The sequence below is a fragment of the Tenacibaculum insulae genome (assembly GCF_964512435.1).
GTDB lineage: Bacteria > Bacteroidota > Bacteroidia > Flavobacteriales > Flavobacteriaceae > Polaribacter > Polaribacter insulae_A.
This window is the reverse complement of record NZ_OZ208512.1, coordinates 62,061-82,132: the sequence shown is the minus strand read 5'-3', so window position 1 is coordinate 82,132 and position 20,072 is coordinate 62,061. Positions and strand designations below refer to the sequence as shown.

At 30.8% G+C, this 20,072-nt stretch carries 20 protein-coding genes; 11 read left to right on the top strand and 9 right to left on the bottom strand.

Translation table 11 applies throughout. From position 1 onward, the window contains the following. Positions 1 to 18 precede the first annotated feature (18 nt). Genes ACN5J5_RS00315 through ACN5J5_RS00300 form a run of 4 tightly spaced genes read right to left on the bottom strand, consistent with a single transcriptional unit; the run spans position 19 to position 3,113 of the window. Entirely contained in the window at positions 19 to 606 is a 588-nt protein-coding gene (locus ACN5J5_RS00315) for a CopD family protein (RefSeq protein ID WP_418645378.1), read from the bottom strand. Between the two features lie 51 nt (positions 607 to 657). Continuing rightward, on the bottom strand, positions 658 to 1,668 hold the full coding sequence (gene hemH / locus ACN5J5_RS00310; protein WP_418645377.1) for a ferrochelatase: 1,011 nt from the start codon (positions 1,666 to 1,668) through the stop codon (positions 658 to 660). A gap of 53 nt (positions 1,669 to 1,721) precedes the next feature. Next, complete coding sequence (locus ACN5J5_RS00305) at positions 1,722 to 2,225, bottom strand: TrmH family RNA methyltransferase (RefSeq protein WP_418645376.1); 504 nt, start codon at positions 2,223 to 2,225, stop codon at positions 1,722 to 1,724. Continuing rightward, the gene (locus tag ACN5J5_RS00300) at positions 2,226 to 3,113 is read right to left on the bottom strand and encodes a helix-turn-helix domain-containing protein (RefSeq protein ID WP_418645375.1); all 888 of its coding nucleotides are present in this window, start codon (positions 3,111 to 3,113) and stop codon (positions 2,226 to 2,228) included. Positions 3,114 to 3,322: 209 nt separating this feature from the next. Here ACN5J5_RS00300 and hemA point away from each other — a divergent pair, with 209 nt between their 5' ends. The 11 genes from hemA (at position 3,323) to ACN5J5_RS00245 (ending at position 14,788) form a co-directional block, all read left to right on the top strand. After that, on the top strand, positions 3,323 to 4,591 hold the full coding sequence (gene hemA, locus ACN5J5_RS00295; protein WP_418646553.1) for a glutamyl-tRNA reductase: 1,269 nt from the start codon (positions 3,323 to 3,325) through the stop codon (positions 4,589 to 4,591). Continuing rightward, positions 4,575 to 6,161, top strand: a complete 1,587-nt coding sequence (gene hemC / locus ACN5J5_RS00290; RefSeq protein ID WP_418645374.1) for a hydroxymethylbilane synthase — start codon at positions 4,575 to 4,577, stop codon at positions 6,159 to 6,161. Before hemA ends, hemC begins: the two co-directional genes overlap by 17 nt. A 76-nt stretch (positions 6,162 to 6,237) precedes the next feature. Then, positions 6,238 to 7,203, top strand: coding sequence for a porphobilinogen synthase (gene hemB, locus ACN5J5_RS00285; RefSeq protein ID WP_418645373.1), 966 nt, complete (start codon positions 6,238 to 6,240; stop codon positions 7,201 to 7,203). Between the two features lie 82 nt (positions 7,204 to 7,285). Beyond that, the gene (gene hemL, locus ACN5J5_RS00280) at positions 7,286 to 8,575 is read left to right on the top strand and encodes a glutamate-1-semialdehyde 2,1-aminomutase (protein ID WP_418645372.1); all 1,290 of its coding nucleotides are present in this window, start codon (positions 7,286 to 7,288) and stop codon (positions 8,573 to 8,575) included. Between the two features lie 12 nt (positions 8,576 to 8,587). Then, entirely contained in the window at positions 8,588 to 9,040 is a 453-nt protein-coding gene (locus ACN5J5_RS00275; protein WP_418645371.1) for a protease complex subunit PrcB family protein, read from the top strand. Between the two features lies 1 nt (position 9,041). After that, positions 9,042 to 10,067 (top strand): uroporphyrinogen decarboxylase, encoded by a 1,026-nt coding sequence (gene hemE, locus ACN5J5_RS00270; protein WP_418645370.1) that lies wholly within the window; start codon positions 9,042 to 9,044, stop codon positions 10,065 to 10,067. Between the two features lie 26 nt (positions 10,068 to 10,093). Next, on the top strand, positions 10,094 to 10,708 hold the full coding sequence (locus tag ACN5J5_RS00265; protein WP_418645369.1) for a TlpA family protein disulfide reductase: 615 nt from the start codon (positions 10,094 to 10,096) through the stop codon (positions 10,706 to 10,708). A gap of 65 nt (positions 10,709 to 10,773) precedes the next feature. Then, positions 10,774 to 11,508, top strand: a complete 735-nt coding sequence (locus tag ACN5J5_RS00260; protein ID WP_418645368.1) for an EI24 domain-containing protein — start codon at positions 10,774 to 10,776, stop codon at positions 11,506 to 11,508. A 40-nt stretch (positions 11,509 to 11,548) separates the two neighbouring features. Beyond that, positions 11,549 to 12,451 (top strand): oxygen-dependent coproporphyrinogen oxidase, encoded by a 903-nt coding sequence (hemF, locus tag ACN5J5_RS00255; RefSeq protein ID WP_418645367.1) that lies wholly within the window; start codon positions 11,549 to 11,551, stop codon positions 12,449 to 12,451. A 208-nt stretch (positions 12,452 to 12,659) separates the two neighbouring features. Further along, the gene (locus tag ACN5J5_RS00250; RefSeq protein WP_418645366.1) at positions 12,660 to 13,961 is read left to right on the top strand and encodes a dihydrolipoamide acetyltransferase family protein; all 1,302 of its coding nucleotides are present in this window, start codon (positions 12,660 to 12,662) and stop codon (positions 13,959 to 13,961) included. Between the two features lie 92 nt (positions 13,962 to 14,053). Next, positions 14,054 to 14,788 carry a DUF6263 family protein gene (locus ACN5J5_RS00245; RefSeq protein ID WP_418645365.1) on the top strand — a complete coding sequence of 245 codons (735 nt, stop codon included), beginning with the start codon at positions 14,054 to 14,056 and terminating at the stop codon, positions 14,786 to 14,788. 59 nt (positions 14,789 to 14,847) lie between these two features. On the opposite strand, the gene ACN5J5_RS00240 is transcribed toward ACN5J5_RS00245, so the two are convergent. The 5 genes from ACN5J5_RS00240 to ACN5J5_RS00220 are packed head-to-tail and all read right to left on the bottom strand — an operon-like array spanning position 14,848 to position 19,987. After that, a complete protein-coding gene (locus ACN5J5_RS00240; protein ID WP_418645364.1) occupies positions 14,848 to 15,735 on the bottom strand; it encodes a TIGR01777 family oxidoreductase in 888 nt (295 codons plus the stop codon). Further along, positions 15,728 to 16,732 carry an alpha/beta hydrolase gene (locus tag ACN5J5_RS00235; RefSeq protein ID WP_418645363.1) on the bottom strand — a complete coding sequence of 335 codons (1,005 nt, stop codon included), beginning with the start codon at positions 16,730 to 16,732 and terminating at the stop codon, positions 15,728 to 15,730. The genes ACN5J5_RS00240 and ACN5J5_RS00235 overlap by 8 nt, the downstream gene beginning before the upstream one ends. Before the next feature lie 15 nt (positions 16,733 to 16,747). Next, positions 16,748 to 17,320 (bottom strand): YdeI/OmpD-associated family protein, encoded by a 573-nt coding sequence (locus ACN5J5_RS00230; RefSeq protein ID WP_418645362.1) that lies wholly within the window; start codon positions 17,318 to 17,320, stop codon positions 16,748 to 16,750. Continuing rightward, positions 17,320 to 18,645, bottom strand: coding sequence for a M28 family peptidase (locus tag ACN5J5_RS00225; RefSeq protein ID WP_418645361.1), 1,326 nt, complete (start codon positions 18,643 to 18,645; stop codon positions 17,320 to 17,322). The genes ACN5J5_RS00230 and ACN5J5_RS00225 overlap by 1 nt, the downstream gene beginning before the upstream one ends. A gap of 4 nt (positions 18,646 to 18,649) precedes the next feature. Further along, complete coding sequence (locus tag ACN5J5_RS00220; RefSeq protein WP_418645360.1) at positions 18,650 to 19,987, bottom strand: hypothetical protein; 1,338 nt, start codon at positions 19,985 to 19,987, stop codon at positions 18,650 to 18,652. Positions 19,988 to 20,072: the final 85 nt, after the last annotated feature.

Sequence of the window (20,072 nt, the reverse complement as noted above, 5' to 3'; positions counted from 1 at the left end):
CTTCACTTTTTTTATTTACTACTCTAATTTTTTATCCTCATCAATCAATTCTTTTTCGAATTTATCCCAAGATTTTTTTGCTCTAATTTTTTTGTAAAAACGAATTCCCATCATTAATAAAACCCCGAAGAGAATAATACCCACTACGCCCCAAATCCAATTAATAGCGCTTTTTAAAACCACTAAAAATACTACGGCAAATAAAATAACTGTGGGAGCTTCGTTAAATATACGAAGCTTAGTAGGGGTGTATTTAATTTTATCAACCTGTAATTCCTTGTATATTTTATGGCAAAATCCGTGGTAAAAATACAAAGCCAATACAAAGGTTAATTTTATGTGCATCCAAGGAGTTTCTAAGTATGTAGGATTTTTATAAAGCATCCAAAAGGCAAAAAAACTCGCTAAAAATAATGAAGGCCAAGTAATAATATACCATAAACGTTTGGTCATTAATTTGTATTGAGTTTGTAAAATTGATTTAGCAGGTTCGTCTTTTTTTTCAGCTTCTACGTGGTAAATAAATAAACGACCTACATAAAACAGTCCCGCAAACCAGGTTACTACAAAAATAATGTGCAATGCTTTTACGTATAAAAAATCCATGTTTTTGTTTTTAAGAGAGGTTTCGACTGTGCTAAACCTAACATTAATTGTTTAAAATTCGTTAATCCATCCAGCTAAAACAGCTACCCATTCGTCGTTGTCGTTAATACACGGAACGGTATGAAATTCCTCTCCGCCAGCTTCTAAAAACTCATGTTTACCTTCCATCGCTATTTCTTCTAGCGTTTCTAGACAGTCAGAAACAAAAGCAGGAGTAACCATTGCTAATTTTTTAACGCCATCTACTTCAGCTTTTCTTACAATAGTTCTATCAGTATAAGGTTGTAGCCACGGATCAACACCTAAACGAGATTGAAAAGAGGTAGAAACTGTGTTTTCATCTAAACCTAATTCAGAAATCACGTTTTTTGTTGTTTGATAGCATTGATGACGGTAACAAAACTCGTGTGCTTTTGAAGGAGTGTTACAGCAGCTTCCATCTATTTTACAGTGACTTTTTGTAATGTCTGATTTACCAATATGACGTTCTGGAACTCCGTGATACGAAAACAGAATATGATCGTATTCTTTATCTGTTAAATAATCTTTAATACTGTTTGATAACGCTTTGATATATTCAGGTTTGTTGTAAAAAGCAGGAACATCTGTTATTTTCATTTCAGGAAAGAACTCTTTGCGAATTTCTTCAGCTAAAACCACAATAGTTTCGGTAGTTGCCATAGCAAACTGCGGATATAGCGGAACTAACATTACTTCGGTAACACCTTTGTCGTGTAGTTCTTGCAATCCTTTTTTAATAGTCATTGTACCGTAACGCATTGCTAAAGCAACAGGTACTTCGGTTTTTTGTTGTACTTTTTTTTGTAATCGTTCCGATAAAACAATTAATGGAGATCCTTCTTTCCACCAGATTTTTTTATAAGCGGCTGCCGATTTTTTAGGGCGTGTGTTTAAGATAATCCCTTTAACAATAAATGAACGAAACCAATAAGGAACATCAATTACGCGTTCGTCCATTAAAAATTCTCCTAAATATTTTTTTACATCCTTCGGATCAGTGCTTTCAGGTGATCCTAAATTAACTAATAAAGCTCCTTTCATTTATATGGTTTTCAAAGTTTTAAAAATGTGTTTTTTAAAACGATTTTATGTTTTTAATTTCTTAATTGATTTGTAACTTCATATAAAGCAATACTTAAACTATGTATTACATTCATAGAAGAATTACGACCGTACATAGGTATTGCAACCGTTGCATCCACTAAATTAATATTTTCAATTCCGTTTCTTTCGCTTCCCAAAAGTAAAACTATTTTTTTTGTTGATGTAAAATCAAAATCTTGAATATTAATACTTTCATCAGCAATTTCAATTCCTATAATTATATTTCCTTCTTCTTTTAATTGAAGGATTAATTGATCGAAATCGGTATATAATTCATGCTCAATTTGTGTTATGGTATTGCGAGCAGTACGTTTTACATTTCTGTTGTCTATGGATGGAGAACTTTCGTGTAAAAATATTTTTTTAACTCCGAAACTTTCAGAAATACGAAAACACATTCCTATGTTTTCAGGAGTTCTAATAGCATCACAAACTATGGTTACTGGAAATTGTTGTTGCTTATTTTCGATGTCGTAATGGGTAAGTTGTTTCATTTAATTATTTTGTAAGCTCATTACGTATTGTTTTGGTGTAGTGCCAAATTTCTTTTTAAAGGCAGCTATAAAATGACTAGAAGTACTGTAGCCCACCTGCAAGCCAACTTCGTTTACATTAAATTGATTGCTTTCTAAAAGTTTACGGGCATGCTCCATTTTGTAATCAAATAAAAAGCTATAAACCGTATCGCCATAAATTTGTTTAAAACCTTCTTTTAGTTTTTTTAAATTCAAACCAACTTCAGTAGCTAATTCTTGCAAAGTTGGTGGTTCGCTCATTTTAGAAATAATGATGTCTTTTGCTTGCCTTATTTTTAATATTTCTCGGTCATCTACTAAAAACGGACAGTATTCGCTGTCGGTATTTTCGCCTGTATCAAAATGTAAACTTAAAAGTTCGTATGTTTTCCCTTTCACATAAAGGTCTCTCATAGAGCTATGGTTCTTGGCAGTTAAAATTTGCTGAAGAACCATTAAGGTATTTGAACTGATTTCTGTATTGTCGTAATATTTTTTGTTTTTATTGTCATCACTTAAAAAAGGAATATAACTTGCTTCTTTAGAAAAGAGCGCATGAAATTTTTCGATAGAGATTAATACCGAAACCAAAGAGGTTTTTGGTAAAATTTCTAAATTTATAGGTAAGTTTTGTTGCGGATTGTATAAAAATATCGAATGCTTGTCTAGTACATTAAATGTATAGTTGTTGCTGTTAAAATGAAACTTGCAATTCCCTTTTACACAATAATGTAGCTGTATATAAGAGTTGTCAATGTCTCTTTTAAAATATTCGGTTTCGTTAGAATTATTTTGGAATTTTAACACAAAAAAACCTTTTTCTAACAATACTTCTCTAAATGTACTTTCGGCGATGTTTTTTGACATAAATCAAAATAAAATTTAAAATAAATTATTTAGAACGACTCTAAATTGAAACACCTTTAATAGTTGATTTCATTGCAAAAATACACTTTCTGTGAATTTTATGGCTGTTTTTAGATTAAAAAACATCGAACGACATTAAAAGTTCTTTGAGCGACATTTTTTTTTATTTTATCTTTATATTTTTGAACGACCTTATTGAAGAAGATTTAATGACAGCATATAAGCATAATAAGAATTTATACAACATAGGTGTTAGTTATAAAAAAGCTGACGCAACTATTAGAGGAAAGTTTAGTGTTTCGAAAGAAAATCAAATAAAACTTTTAGAAGAAGCGAAAGAAAATGGCATTGATGGTATTTTTGTTTTATCTACTTGTAATAGAACAGAAATTACTGGTTTTGCAGAGCATCCGTTTCAATTAATTAGTATGTTATGTAAATATTCTAACGGAGCCGTAGAAGAGTTTGCCGAAGTATCTAACGTATATAAAAACAACGAAGCCATAAACCATTTGTTTAGAATGGGGACAGGTTTGGATAGCCAAATTTTAGGAGATTACGAAATTGTTGGTCAGTTACGTCAGGCATTTAAGTTAGCAAAAGAAGTAGGAACTACCAATGCGTATTTTGAGCGATTGTTAAATAACGTAATGCAAGCTAGTAAGCGTGTAAAAAACGAAACAAGATTAAGTTCGGGTACAACTTCGGTTTCTTACGCAGCAGTACAATACATTATTAAAAATTTACCAAACTATAATTCAAAAAACATTTTAGTTTTCGGATTGGGTAAAATGGGTAAGCATACTTGTAAAAACTTAGCAGAATATACTCAAAACAAAACCGTAAGTTTAATTAATAGAACAGAAGAAAAAGTATCTGAATTTATAAAAGAACATACTTCAATTAGAAATGCTAAATATGCAAATTTAAAAGAAGAAGTAAATAATACCGATGTATTAGTAGTGTCAACAGGCGCTAGTTTACCCGTAATTACAAAAAACGAGGTTACTTCTGATAAAAAAATACTAATATTAGATTTATCAATGCCTGCCAATGTATCAAAAGAAGTGGCAGACCTAGAAAATGTAACCATGGTAAATGTAGATGACTTATCTAAAGTTACCGACGAAACCTTAGCGATACGTACACAAGAAATTCCGGTTGCAGAAGCTATTATAGAAACTCATAATCAAGAATTTCAAGAATGGTTAAATCATCGAAAATTTACACCAGCAATAACCGCATTAAAAGCATCGCTAAAAACAATTCAACAAGTAGAAATCGCTTTTCATAAGAAAAAAATAAAAGATTTCGATGAATCTCAAGCAGAAGTAATTACTTCAAGATTCATTCAAAAAATAACCACACAATTTGTAAAACACTTAAAAGCCGAAGAAACTTCAGTAAATAATAGTATTGAAGTAATGGCAAAAGTATTTGGGGCAAATTTAGAAACTATCCATGCAGAAGACAATTAGAATAGGTACCCGCGAAAGCCAACTGGCTTTGTGGCAAGCGAACAAAGTTCGTAAAGAGTTAGAAGAGTTAGAATATAAATGTGAAATTGTTCCCATAAAATCTACAGGAGATATCGTTCTAGATAAACCTTTGTATGAATTAGGAATTACAGGAATTTTTACTAAAAATTTAGATATCGCAATGTTAAATGGCGATATTGATATTGCTGTACATTCTTTAAAAGACGTTCCAACAGTTTTACCAGAAGGAATTATTCAGGCTGCCGTTTTAAAACGTGCCAATTATAATGATATTTTGGTATTAAAAGACAACGAAGAGTTTTTTGGTCAACCAAACGGAATCATTGCAACAGGTAGTTTACGTAGAAAAGCACAATGGTTAAATCGCTATCCTACGCACAAAGTTGTTGGTTTACGAGGAAACGTAAATACGCGTTTAGAAAAGTTAGAAAATAATGATTGGAACGGAGCTGTTTTTGCTGCCGCAGGATTAGAGAGGTTAGGAAAACGACCAGAAGGGGCAATTAATCTTTCTTGGATGATTCCGGCACCAGCACAAGGAGCTATTATGATTACAGCTTTGGCTGATGATGACTTTTCTAAAGATGCTTGCGAACAACTAAATCATTACGAAACACAGGTTTGTGTAGGTATAGAACGCGAGTTTTTAAACTTGTTAGAAGGTGGTTGTACTGCACCAATAGGAGCTTTAGCTTATGTTGATGCAAAAACTGAAGAAATAAACTTTAAAGGTTTATTATTAAGTAGAGATGGTAAAAAGAAAATATCAGTAACTAAAAATGCTAAAATGGGGCGTCATCGCTATTTAGCAAAAGATTGTGCTGATTATGTAATAAATAGAGGCGGAAAAGAATTAATGGCAGAAGATGAGGTAATTGAAAAAGATTTTTCGATTTACTCAACTAAAAAATTCTCTGAATTACAGAAAAAATTATTACCAACCAACGTTAAGGTTGAAGATAGTGATTTTATAAAAATTCGTTTTAATCGTATTGCACCTAAAGTTGTTAAAAACGAAATTGAAAACGTAATAATTACCAGTAAAAACGGGGTGGAAGCAATTACAAATTCTTTTACTTCGGATGAATTAAACTTTAAAAATATTTATTGCGTTGGTCGTAGAACCAAAAAGTTAATAGAGCAACGTATTGGTAAAGTTGCACACTTTGAAAAAAATGCACAAAAACTATCAGAATATTTATCAAAAGAAATAAAAGGACAAGAAGTTACTTATTTCTGTAGTGATTTACGTTTAGATACTTTACCAAATGTTTTAAAAGAAAACGATATTACGGTAAACGAAGTTGAGGCGTATAAAACAATGTACAGTCCAAGTAAAGTTGATGAAAAAGTAAACGGGGTATTGTTTTACAGCCCATCAACAGTTGAAAGTTATATGCAAAAAAATGCTGCCAATAAAGTGGCATTTTGTATTGGAGAAAGTACCGCCAAAGAAGCTCGTAAACATTTTAAAAATGTACAAGTGGCAAAATTACCAACAGTAGAAAGTGTAATCGAGTTGGTAAATTTACATTTTGTAAAAGAATAAATAACATTATACCGAGTGCAGTTGAGAGGTTTTAAAACTAAGTCTCGACTGCATTCGACTTGATAAGTGACAAATTATGTTTAGAACAAGAAGACTTAGAAAAACAGAAAGTGTACGAAGATTAGTAAGAGAAACTAACTTATCTGTAGACGATTTCGTGTATCCATTATTTATAGAAGAAGGAAAAAATATCATAACTCCGATTGATTCTATGCCTGGAATTAACAGGTATTCGTTAGATACGATTTCTAAAGAGTTAGACGAAGTAGTTGCATTAAATATTCCGGCAGTAATGCTATTTGGTGTTCCTTTATCAAAAGATGAAATAGGAACAGAAACTTGGAATGATGATGGAATTATGCAACAAGCCATCCGATTTATCAAAAAAAACTATCCAAGTTTATATGTTATTACTGATGTTTGTTTTTGTGAATATACAAGTCACGGTCATTGTGGTGTAATACATAATAATGATGTAGATAATGATGCAACCATTGTAAATTTAGCAAAACAAGCAGTTTCACATGCAAAAGCAGGAGCAGATATGTTAGCTCCTTCTGGTATGATGGACGGAATTGTAGCCATGCTTAGAGAATCGTTAGATAATACAGGTTTTGTAGATTTACCAATTATGGCATATTCTGTAAAATATGCATCGTCTTATTACGGTCCTTTTAGAGAAGCGGTAGATTCTACTCCAAGCTTTGGAGATAGAAGAACCTATCAAATGGATGCATCAAATAGAGATGAAGCCATAAGAAGAGCTACTTTTGATGATCAAGAAGGCGCTGATATTTTAATTGTAAAACCAGCATTGTCGTATTTAGATATCATAAGAGATTTAAAAAATAATTTTGATCGACCAATTGCATGTTATAATGTAAGTGGCGAATATGCAATGATAAAAGCAGCTGCCGAAAAAGGTTGGATTGACGGTGAAAAAGTAATGATGGAAACTTTACTTTCTATGAAACGTGCCGGAGCAAATATTATTATTACTTATTTTGCTAAAGAAGCAGCAAAATTATTATTAAAAAAATAAGTTTAAAATGTCTCCTCGAGTACAATTGTGAGGTCTTAATTAAGATTTCGACTGTGATCGACACGACAGAATGGTTTAAAATATGGAATTCAAAAAATCACAAAAATTATATAAAAAAGGATTAGTAAACCTTGTAGGAGCTGTAAACTCTCCAGTAAGAGCGTTTTCTTCAGTAGGTGGTAATCCGTTATTTATAAAAAAAGCAAAAGGAAGTAAAATTACCGATGTTGATAATAATACTTTTGTAGATTTAGTATTGTCTTACGGACCGATGATTTTAGGGCATCGTCATAAAAAAGTACAAAAAGCAATAACAAAAGCGTTAAAAAACGGATATTCTTTTGGTGCCTCAACAGAAAATGAAATTAAATTAGCAAAAATTGTTTGTAATGCTTTTCCTGGAATGGACAAAGTTCGTTTTGTAAACTCTGGTACCGAAGCTGTTTTAAGCGGAATTCGTTTGGCAAGAGCTTTTACAGGAAAAGATAAAATAATTAAATTTTCAGGTTGTTATCATGGGCATCAAGATGCGTTGTTAGTAGCTGCAGGTTCTGGTTTAGCAACTTTAAGTTTACCAGGTTCTAAAGGAGTTCCTGAAGGAGCCGTAAAAAATACATTGATAGCAAATTATAACGATTTAGAAAGTGTAAAAGCACATTTTGACGAGCATGATGATATTGCTGGTGTTATTTTAGAGCCAATTGCTGGTAATATGGGAGTTGTGATTCCGCAAAACGATTTCTTAAAAGAATTAAAAAGTTATTTAGAGTCTAAAGGAGCGTTGTTAATTGTTGATGAGGTAATGACTGGTTTTAGATCTAAATTTGGTGGAGCACAAGAATTATTAGGTGTTGAAGCAGATATTACTTGTTTAGGTAAAGTTATCGGAGGAGGTTTTCCGGTAGGAGCTTACGGAGCACGTAATGAAATTATGGAAATGGTAGCACCATTAGGAGGAATGTATCAAGCAGGAACGTTAAGTGGAAATCCGATTGCAATGGCAGGAGGAATTGCAACATTAACCGAATTGAAGAAACAAAATCCGTATGAGAAATTTAATGAAATAGCTCAAATTATTGAAGTGTTTTTATTAGAATCTGCTAAAAAAAATGGAGTAGAAATTACGGTAAATAGATTCGGGTCTATGGTAAATCCTTTTTTTACCAACGTAACAGTAACTAATTTTAAAGAAGCTCAAACTTCTGACACGAACAAATACGCAACATTTTTTTGGGAAATGATGCACAACGGAGTTTTCTTACCGCCATCGCAGTTTGAAGCTTGGTTTTTATCATCAGCATTAACCGAAAAAGACCTTCAAAAAATTGCAAAAGCAATTGATAAAGGAATGGAAGCGGTTGCTAAAATGTAAAAATGAATATTTATGAGAATATCTTTAGCTATTTTTTTTAGTGTTTTTATGAGTTCTTGTCCTACTAATAATCAAGACGTAAACATGATAACATCACTATTTAAAGCAAGTTTAAGTGGAGATGGTTCTGAAGGTTTTGTAAAAGAAAATTTGGTAATAAACTCTAAAGAAGAGTGGAAAGAATTTTTATTAAAAGCAGACGTAACTAATACTATTTCTACGGAGTTTAAAGACGCTGTTGATTTTAAAAAAAACACCATATTAGTTGCTATTGATGCTAAAAAAACTACAGGAGGATTTTCAATAGAGATCTCAAAAATTATAGAAAACAAAGGTAAGTTACAAGCCATTATAACATCAAAAGGACCAAAACCAACTGATATGGCTATGATGATACTTACACAACCAATACATATAGTAAAAATACCAAAAAACAACAAAGAGATTATTTTTGTTACTAAATAATATGATTAAAAACGATTTATTTTTAAGAGCCTTAAAAGGAGAAACTGTTGATCGCCCACCAGTATGGATGATGCGTCAGGCAGGAAGATATTTACCAGAATTTATTGAAATCAGAAAAAAATATGATTTTTTTACACGTTGTAGAACTCCTGAATTAGCTTCAGAAATAACAGTTCAGCCTATCAGAAGATACGGTATGGATGCCGCTATTTTATTTTCTGATATTTTAGTAATTCCGCAAGCAATGAATATTGAGGTGCAAATGAAACCAGATTTTGGGCCTTATTTACCAAACCCGATTAGAGATCAAAAAGGATTAGATACAGTAGTTGTACCTGATGTAAATGACGAATTAGGGTATGTGATGGAAGCTATTAAAGCAACCAAAGAAAAGTTGAACGATGAGGTGCCTTTAATAGGTTTTGCAGGGTCTCCATGGACAATTTTATGTTATGTTGTACAAGGGCAAGGATCTAAAAATTTTGATAAAGCAAAAGAATTTTGTTTTACAAAACCAGTTTTGGCACACGAATTGCTTCAGAAGATAACAGATACCACAATTGCTTATTTAAAAGCAAAAGTTAAAGCAGGTGTAAATGCCGTTCAGGTTTTTGATTCGTGGGGAGGAATGTTATCTCCAACCGATTATCAAGAATTTTCATGGCAGTATATTCAACAAATTATTGATGCATTAAAAGAAGATGCTCCAGTAATTGCTTTCGGAAAAGGGTGTTGGTTTGCTTTAGATACAATGGCCAAGTCAGGAGCAGCAGCACTAGGAGTAGATTGGACGTGTTCGGCAAGAAATGCTCGTTATTTAACCGGAGGAAATATAACCTTACAAGGTAACTTTGATCCGTCTAGATTATTGTCTCCACCAGCTGAAATTAAAAAAATGGTACACCAAATGATAAATGATTTTGGTAAAGATAAATATATTGTTAACTTAGGGCATGGAATTTTACCCAACATTCCGCTTGAAAATGCAAAAGCATTTATAGATGCGGTAAAGGAGTATAAATCCTAACAAACAACCCCTTTAAATTACTAAAAATGAAGAAAATAGTACTTTTTTTAACCTTGTTGCTAGCTACTCAAAGCTTTTCTCAAAAGAAAATATATTACAAAGATATTGTTGATGATTGTATTTCAATTGCAAGTAATGATGCTGCAATGTTAGACGATGTTGTGTATAATTGTATAAAAGATAAGTATATTTCTAATTATGATTTTACATCAATAACTGGAGAAACTATTAGTACAGACAAAATAGAAGTGCCTATTGTTTTACTTACCGCAGCAACATGGTGTGCACCATGTTGGGGAGAAATACCAGCTTTAAATAAAATGGTAGAAAAGTATGATGGAAAAGTAAAGTTTATAATGCTTTTTTGGGACATGGAAAAGGGTGTTGAAAGAATGGCAAAGAAGCTTGATAAAAGAATATTTTTAGTGCCATCTAAAGAAAAAATGGCAAATAAATCATCTATAAAAGTTTCAGGTTTTATTCATAAATTAGATTATCCATCGGCATATTTAATTAATAGTAAAAAAAGAATCTTAGATTTTAAAAGAGGTGCTTTATCTCCAACAAAAGAAATGGGATGGGATGAAGTAAATAAAACAAATGAAGAAGAATTAGATACTTTTATTAAAGCGGTCTTATAATTTTTTAAAATATAAATAAAAACCTCTTTCTTACAAGAAAGAGGTTTTTTTATTTAAAATAGCATATGATTAAACAAGTAATAAAAGGAGTAACTGCCTATTTTGGAGCATTTCAATTAATTTCTAAACTAAAATTATGGAAGTATTTTACCATCCCTATAATTATTAGTGTTTTAACAGCCGTTTTAATAGGTACACTATCTTACGCATGGTCTGATAATATTGGAAATTACATTACTGATTTTTGGAAATGGAAATTTGGTAAAGAAACATTTAAAATAATTAGCACTTTTTTTAGCGGATTGTTAATAATTGTAATCGGTTTAGTTTTATACAAACACATTGTAATGGCTTTATCGGCACCTTTTATGAGTCCTGTATCCGAAAAAATTGAAGAACATTTAGTCGGGAAAAATAAACATTATAGAAAAACATCTTTTAAAGAACAATTAATTAGAGGAATTCGAATAAACATAAGAAACCTTTTTAGAGAACTCTTTTTTACCGTTCCAATTTTATTGTTAAGTTTTATACCTATTATAGGTTTCTTTTCTGCTATTTTGTTATTTATAATGCAAGCCTATTATGCAGGTTTTGGTAATGTAGATTATACTTTAGAGCGTCATTTTAAATACAAAGAAAGTATTGGTTTTGTAAAAAATAATAAAGGTATTGCTATAGGAAACGGACTCGTATTTATGTTGTTTTTATTGGTGCCTTTTATAGGCGTATTATTCGTTTTACCTTTATCGGTAACAGCAGCTACTACCGAAACTATTAAGCAAATACATCAAAAATAAATATTAGAATAAGTATTTTTGTGAATCAAGAATTATACAAATGAAAGATCAGTTTTATACATATATCCAACAATTACAAGATACGATAACCTCTAAATTAGAAGAGATTGATGGTGAAGCAACGTTTAAAGAAGATAATTGGAAACGTACTGAAGGAGGTGGAGGAAGAACTCGAGTTATAGAAAACGGAAATATTTTTGAAAAAGGAGGTGTAAATATCTCAAAAGTTTTTGGTGAATTACCAGAAGCATTACGTAAACAATTTGGTGTTGAGAGTGGCGATTTTTTTGCCTGCGGATTGAGTTTAGTATTGCATCCTAAAAATCCGTTTATACCAACAGTACATGCCAATTGGCGTTATTTTGAAATGTATGACGGAGATGGAAATATTGTAACCCAATGGTTTGGAGGTGGTCAAGATTTAACACCTTATTATTTGTTTGATGAAGATGCTACTCATTTTCATACAGTTTGTAAAACAGCCTGCGATAAACATAGCCTTGATTTTTATCCGAAGTTTAAAGAAACTTGTGATAACTATTTTTGGAATGCACATAGAAATGAAGCTCGTGGAATAGGAGGTTTATTTTTTGATTATTTAAAAGAAACAACAGCGTTTTCAATGCAAAACAGGTACGATTTTGTAACAGAGGTAGGAAATAGTTTTTTAAATTCTTATGTACCCATTGTAGAAAAAAGAAAAGAAATACCATATAATAAAGAGCATAAAGATTGGCAAGAAGTAAGAAGAGGTCGATACGTAGAGTTTAATTTGGTACATGATAGAGGAACACTCTTTGGGTTAAAAACTAACGGACGTATTGAAAGTATTTTAATGAGCTTACCACCAACTGTTCAATGGAAATACAATCACCATCCAAAAGAAGGAAGTGAAGAAGCAAAACTTTTAAAAATTTTAGCAAAACCTAAAAACTGGGTATAATTGCTGATAATCAACTAGGTTAATTTAAATGCGAAATATTTAAAATAAAAATGATTTAACATGTTTTTGTTTTAAAAAAAGTTGTTTTAAAGGCTTGTTTTTGCGAATTATTTAAATAAAAAATGAACGCAGATTATTTTTTATAGATAAAAATTTAAAAAAACGAGAGGTTTTTAGTAACTTCGCAAACGTTTTAAAAACTTATACTATGGCTAGATACGAATTGAAGTTGCCTAAAATGGGCGAAAGTGTTGCAGAAGCAACGATTACTTCTTGGGTTAAAGAAATTGGAGAAACTATTGATATTGATGATACGGTTGTTGAAGTAGCCACAGACAAAGTAGATAGTGAAGTGCCAAGTGAAGTAGAAGGAACTTTAGTTGAGATTTTATTTGAAAAAGATGCCGTTATTCAAGTTGGGCAAACGATAGCAATTATTGAAACAGCAGGAGGGGATGTTACAACAAATGATGCACCTAAAAAAGAAACAATAAAAGCAGCTGTAGTTGAAATTGAAAAAACAGTTGAAAAAGCTAAAGAGTCAGTTTTAGAAGGAAATATTGACACTTCGGATAGTGATCGTTTTTATTCGCCTTTAGTTAAAAATATAGCAAAAACAGAAGGAATTTCTTTTTCTGAATTAGAAACTATTAAAGGTACAGGAAAAGAAGGTAGAGTTACTAAAACAGATATTTTATCGTATTTAGAAAATAGAGGAAATCAGCCAAAACCTATGGCAACTGCAACGAAAGCAGCAACTCCGAAAGCAAAAGTACAAGCAGCTCCAGTAACTTTAAATGGTGAAGATGAAGTTATTGAAATGACACGTATGGGTAAATTAATTGCCAAACATATGGTAGATTCTGTACAAACATCAGCTCATGTTCAATCTTTTATAGAAATTGACGTAACAAATATTGTTACTTGGAGAAATAAAGTTAAAAATGCATATCAAAAAAGAGAAGGAGAAAAGTTAACCTTTACACCAATTTTTATGCAAGCAGTTGCTCAAACAATAAAAAAACACCCAATGATTAATATTGCTGTTGATGGCGATAAAATTATTAAAAGAGGAAATGTTAATTTAGGAATGGCAGCAGCTTTACCTGACGGAAATTTAATTGTACCAGTAATTAAAAATGCAGATCAATTAAGTTTAGTAGGCATGACTAAGCAAGTAAACGATTTAGCAGGTCGTGCACGTGGTAATAAATTAAAACCAGACGATATTCAAGGAGGTACTTACACGGTAACAAACGTAGGTAGTTTTGGAAGTATTACAGGTACACCAATTATTAATCAGCCACAAGTTGCTATTTTAGCTTTAGGTGCTATTGTAAAAAAACCTGCGGTAGTTGAAACTCCTGATGGAGATTTTATAGGAATCCGTCAAAAAATGATTGTTTCTCACTCTTACGATCATAGAGTTGTAAACGGTGCATTAGGAGGAATGTTTATAAAAACATTAAAAGAAATTTTAGAATCTTGGGATGTAAATCAAGATTTTTAAATTAAAAAATAAACTTTATAAAAGGCTTAAGATATTTTCTTAAGCCTTTTTTGTTTTATGTATATTAGCAGCAAATAATAAAAAATTTAATAATGAAAAAAATAATAATAGCATTATTGTTAGGTGTAACAATGGTAAGTGTTGGGCAAGAAAAGGTATTACTTCGTTTAAATTACGAAAAAGGAGATACTTATGAAATGAACATGAAAATGTCTCAAAATATGGGTGCAACCATGTCTATGAATACCAATATGATAATGCTTCAAGATGTTAAAAGTGTATCAGGAGATGAATATGAGATTGATTCAAAAATTACTAAAATAGTAATGAACATGTCGCAAGGAGGTATGCAAATGTCTTATGACTCAAGTAAAAAAGAGGAAGAGTTAGATCAAACAGGAAAAATGATGAAAGCTCAAATGGGACCAATGTTACAGGCTGTAATTACAACAAAAGGTAATAATTTAGGAAAAGTTCTTGAAACTACAGTAGTACCAAACGTTCCTGGAGCAAGCGATTTAACTCAGCAATCTAGCAGTGTTATTTATCCAGAGAATGAAGTTTCTGTAGGTGATACTTGGACGATGAATAAAGATAATAAAGGAATGAAATTTAACTTTGTATATAAAGTTAAAGAAATTACCTTAAAAAACGTATTGTTAGATATTTCTGGTACTGTAGAAGGAATGGCTACAGGAAGTATTACAGGATCTATGAATTTAGATAAAAAATCAGGGCTTCCATTAACTTCTATAATTAACATGGCTATGAAAGTTCAAGGGCAAGATTTAAAAACAAATGTTGACATGACCATGGTTAAAAAATAATAGACTAGATATTGTAAATATTTTAATAAAAGCTCAGTTTTGTAACTGAGCTTTTATTGTTATGAAGAATAAATGTTTTTAAGAGCAGTTTGTAATTCAGTAAAAATAAAAGAATAATTTTCTACTGTTTTTTTTGATGAAATTCTACTTCCTTTTAGTAAAATTATGGCTAATTCGCCTAAAATTAATTTTAAGACAATAGCAGGTATATTAAAAATAAGTACCGGTTTACAAATTACTTTAGATAAGGTTTTAGTAAAATGCTTGTATGTTTGATGTTCTGGCGCTACGGCATTATAAACACCTCTGAAATTATTGTTTTCTATTGATTTTATGTACAAATTACATAAATCATCAATATGAATCCAAGGCATGTATTGTTGTCCACGACCAAGTATTGATAAAAAAAACGGAGTATTAATTTTTTTGAGTGCACCATCTTTTTTTGATAAAACAATCCCGGTTCTTAAAATACAAACAGGAATATTTAAGTTTTTAAATTGAAGAGCCGCAGCTTCCCATTTTACACATATTTTTGATATAAAATCGTTTCCAGGTTTATCTTTTTCTATAAATATTTTATCAGAAGTTACAGCTCCGTAATAGCCGATCCCTGAAGCTGAAATAAAACCTTGTAACGGAATTTTTAGCTCTTTTGTTTTTTTTAATAATAAATCGGCTGATTTTACTCGACTATTAATTAATTCTTTTTTTCGGTTATTGGTCCAGCGTTTATCTGCAATTCCTGCACCTGCTAAATGAATAATATGTGTAACATTTTTAAAAGCGTTAACATCAATATATTCTTCAGAGATGTTCCATTTAAATTCATTTTTTAACTTCGGATTTCTTGAAAGAATTACAACTTCATAATTTTTTTCTTTTAATTTTTGGCAAAGTTGTTTTCCTACCAATCCAGTTCCACCAGTAATTAATATTTTAATCATTTTTACTATTTATAGGTAGTTTTAAAACACGATCAACAAAACCAAAAATTTCTTTCTCAACAGTTTTATATTCTTCTGTGAAAAAATGAGAAGCAATAGAATGATTTTTGGCTTCTGGAATTGCAATTTTGTATTTATTCTTATCAATAGTTGAAATTTGAGCAAACATTTCTTTCATTCTTTTTACCGAAACTGTTTTGTCTTGCTCTTCTTCATTTTTATAATAATAAGCCATAAATAAAGGTTGTTTTATTTTTTCAAAAACTTCTTTTTTCATGGTTGCTTGTATTAATAATTTTAATTCGATAATAGCTTCAACTCTATATTTAGCATACCAATATTGTTCAGCTCCGCTAGGAGGAATCCATGTTTGATAATTACCTTTCATAATCAATTTTAAAAGTTGTTTTCCCCATGGTTTTGTTACTAAATTTGAGTTTGTATCGTACACATCAATATTAGGAGAAGAGAGTATTAAAGCTTCAATATCTGGGTTTTCAGAAGCTAAAAATAAACCTGCAGTTGCACCAGTACTTACACAAAATAAAATTACTTTTTCGCCTAATTTTTTACCAATAGCAATTGCTTTTTTTGCAGAATCTAAATAACCTTTGGCAGTAAAATTAAGTAAAGGTTCTTTATCTTTTAAGCCATGTTTGTATAATCTTGGGGCGTATAAATTGGCGCCATATCGTTTTGCTATATCGGTGTAAACAATTTCGGATTCGGCTGGACTAGCCGAAAAACCATGCAAATACACAATTGCATATTTAGTTTTTTTAGGAATACTATCTGCCCAAATTAAACGAGACTGGTTCCCTTTTCTTATAGTAGAATCTTTATTTTCTTTTTCAATATCATTTTTAATATCTAATAAACTTCTATTGTCTTCTGTAATTTGAGTAGTTAAAATTACTGGTTTAGGTTTAGGTCCTAAAAGATAGGCAACAATTAAAAAAATAATTAAAAAGCTTAAAAATTTGAGTGTTTTTTTCAATGTTAAAATGTTTTATTAATTAGTTCTAGATTTTTTGTTTTTATCACAAAACTCAATAATTTCTTTAATTCGTTTTAAACGAGTAGCTTCTCTTTTTGCTTGATGTAGCCAGTATAAATAGTTTTTTTTATAGCTAGGAGCAAAATTTTGGTAGTTTGTAAAAGCAGTTTTATTTTTATCAAATTCCATTTGTAAATCTTGCGGAATTATTAATTGATCGATACTGTCTAACGTAGCCCAAGAACCATTTTGTTTTGCTTTTTTTATAGTATCTAAACCACTTTTGTGCATTAATTTGTTAGCAGATAATTCTTTTATGTATTTTTTATTTAAGGCACTCCAAATACTTTTAGGCTTTCGTTTACAAAAATATTGCCTGCGTTTTCCGTTACCTAAGCTTTTTACCGTAGCATCTATCCAGCCAAAACACAAGGCTACTTTTACAGCCTCTTCCCAACGCATAGATTCCTCTTTATTTTCAACTTTATAAAAAATTAAATAAATCCCTTCGGATGTGTTATGGTTTTTAAAAAGCCATTCTCTCCAAGCAACGTCATTTTTAAAATAAAGTTCAGGTTTCTCTAACATTAACGCATTATTTTATTTGGAAAAACAACAATACTTTCATGACCATTTTTACCCACAGAAGAAACTCCAAAAAAGAAGTTATCAATAACAATTCCATCTAAAGTAAATTCGGTAGCCTTTACGTATCTAGAATTGTCCCAAGTAGGAGAAGTGGTGTCTCGCCAATAAATTTTATAACCTTTAGCGCCATCAACTTTTGTCCATTTTAATTTAGCAGCAGCCTCTACAATACCACCAATAGCAACTTCTTTGGGAGCAGGAGGTGCCCAAGCTAAACTAGCTAAGTTAATAGCATTTACCGCAGTTAATTTTTTAGCATAATTAAAATTAACGTGTTCAAAGGTATCGCCGTACTTAATTCCGTTTTCAGTTCTAATATCTTGATGTTGTTGTGTGTAATTTTCATGTGCCTCCATAATTCTAATTCCTGCGAAGCCTAAATCATTAAAAGGTCTGTGATGACCACCACGACCAAAACGATCTAGTCTATAAATTAGCATCGGATTCATTTCTGGCATGTAAGTTTTAGTGTTTTTATGAATATAACGCGCTAATTGACGAGAAATACCATCAACTTCACCACCATAAAAACGACGCATTCTTCGTTGTCTTTCGGTTTCGTTAGCAGGTACTGGTTCTGAAAAAATTCTAAAACTTCTATTATCAATTACTCCATCAACTCCTTTTATGTTTCCAATCATATCGTTGTTTAAAATACCTATAATTTCCCAGTTTTTTTCTTTGGCATATTTAGCTAATCCTGCACCGCCAAATAAACCTTGTTCTTCACCCGAAAGACCAACATAAATAATGCTACTTTCAAATTTATATTTACTTAAAACTCTTGCAGCTTCAATTGTACCTGCCATTCCAGAGGCATTGTCATTTGCTCCGGGAGCATCGGTAGTAAAATCCATAGTGTTACTTGCGCGCGAATCAATATCACCACTGATAATAACATATCTGTTAGGGTACTTTGTTCCTTTTTGTATAGCAACAACATTTACAATCCAAGCATCATGTGGTACTCTTCTGTTTCCTTCTTTGGTAACAAAATCTTTTTGATAGATTGTGTTTATGCAGTTGTTACAATTTGAAGATATTTTATCAAACTCGCCTTTAATCCATCGACGAGCGGCGCCAATTCCACGAGTGTTAGAAATGGTATCAGAAAAAGTATTTCTTGTACCGAATTCAGTTAATGTTTTTATATCTGCTTTAATTCTATCCGAAGAAATAGTGTTTATTATATCATAAATTTTAGCATCGGTTTGAGCTATCAAGTTAGATGTTATGATGATTAAAAGTAAGGTTATTTTTTTCATGAAATTAATTTTTATAGTGCCAAAAAGGAATGGTTACAAGTGAGTATTTAAGCGTGTCTTTTTTACGTTTTTGTTTTCTAGTGATTTCTAATAGATGTTTCCCTTCCTTTAAATTATTGATATTTAAATAGGTTTCGAAACCAAATTTTTTATTAGAGTTTGTGGTTCCAATAAAATCTGACTCGTAAAGTTTAGCATCAATATATACATCATGCACTTGGTTAAAAGTTTTAAAATACACATTTAACAAACTGTCTCTTTTTTTATAATTAATTTTTGGCATGCTGGATGTTGTAAAATTTAATTCTGATTCTAAACCTCTTAAATCTGTTATCGGTTTTAAACCTTTGTTAAATTTAAATAAACGATCTTCAATAATAGGTTTGTATATCATAAACACTTTTAAATGTTTTGTTGTAATTATTTTAGAAGGAATTGAAGCTGTTTTTATAAAATCATTATTAAGAAGTAAATCTTCGTAATTATTGGGGTTGGCATAGTTTTTTGATGAAACTCTATCAACAGATAAGTAATTAGAGGTTTTATAATAATAGCTAGAAAAAAACAATGATATGGTAAAAAAAGGAACCAAAATAAGGCTTAATCTTCGCCCAAATTTATTGTCTAAAAAATTATAAACTAATGGGCGGTATAAAAAAGAGAGAGTAATAAAACTGTAAATTCGGTATAATGGAAAATATATTTTAGAAATCCATTTTTTCTTTTTTAAGTAACCTTGCGTAATAAAATCAATAAAGGTTAAAAAAGCACCAAAGAGAATAAAACATATTAATGCGCCGCCAAAAATATTTTTAAAAGTATTAAAAAAGCTACTTGTTGTTTCGGGGTCAATAACAAAAAAAACAACTAATAAAATAGCAGCTATAAAAGTAATACAGGCAAGAAAGTAGAATATTAATAAAAAAGAAATAGCAAATAAGATGCTACAATAATCTTCTAAATTGGCGATGTATTTATCAAAAGAGCCTATTTTTTTTTGAAGAAATTTGGTGAATTTCGGTGAGTAAGCAAGCTCGTTATAATCAATATCTCCAGAAACATATCTTAGTCCTAAAGCGCCAATCCACAAACCTCTTAAAACAACATGTATTAAAAGATTAAAAATAAGTATCCAACAAGAAATTTTTAAAGCAAACCATAGTAATATTTCTGTTAACCTATTATTAAAGTTAGCAGTTAATAAATATTCATCAATATGCGGAATTGCAGAAAACAAACCAAAAATTGAAAATCCAGAAATTAGTAATTCTAGTTGCCAACTTTCTTGTTGTAATTTGTCTAATAAATCTTTAAAAACCGAGCTTTTATAATCTTTACTCATAATTACCTCTTTAAAAGTTTAAATATACACACTTTTTAAACACAAAAACCACTTCAAAAAAGAAGTGGTTTTATATATATTAAAA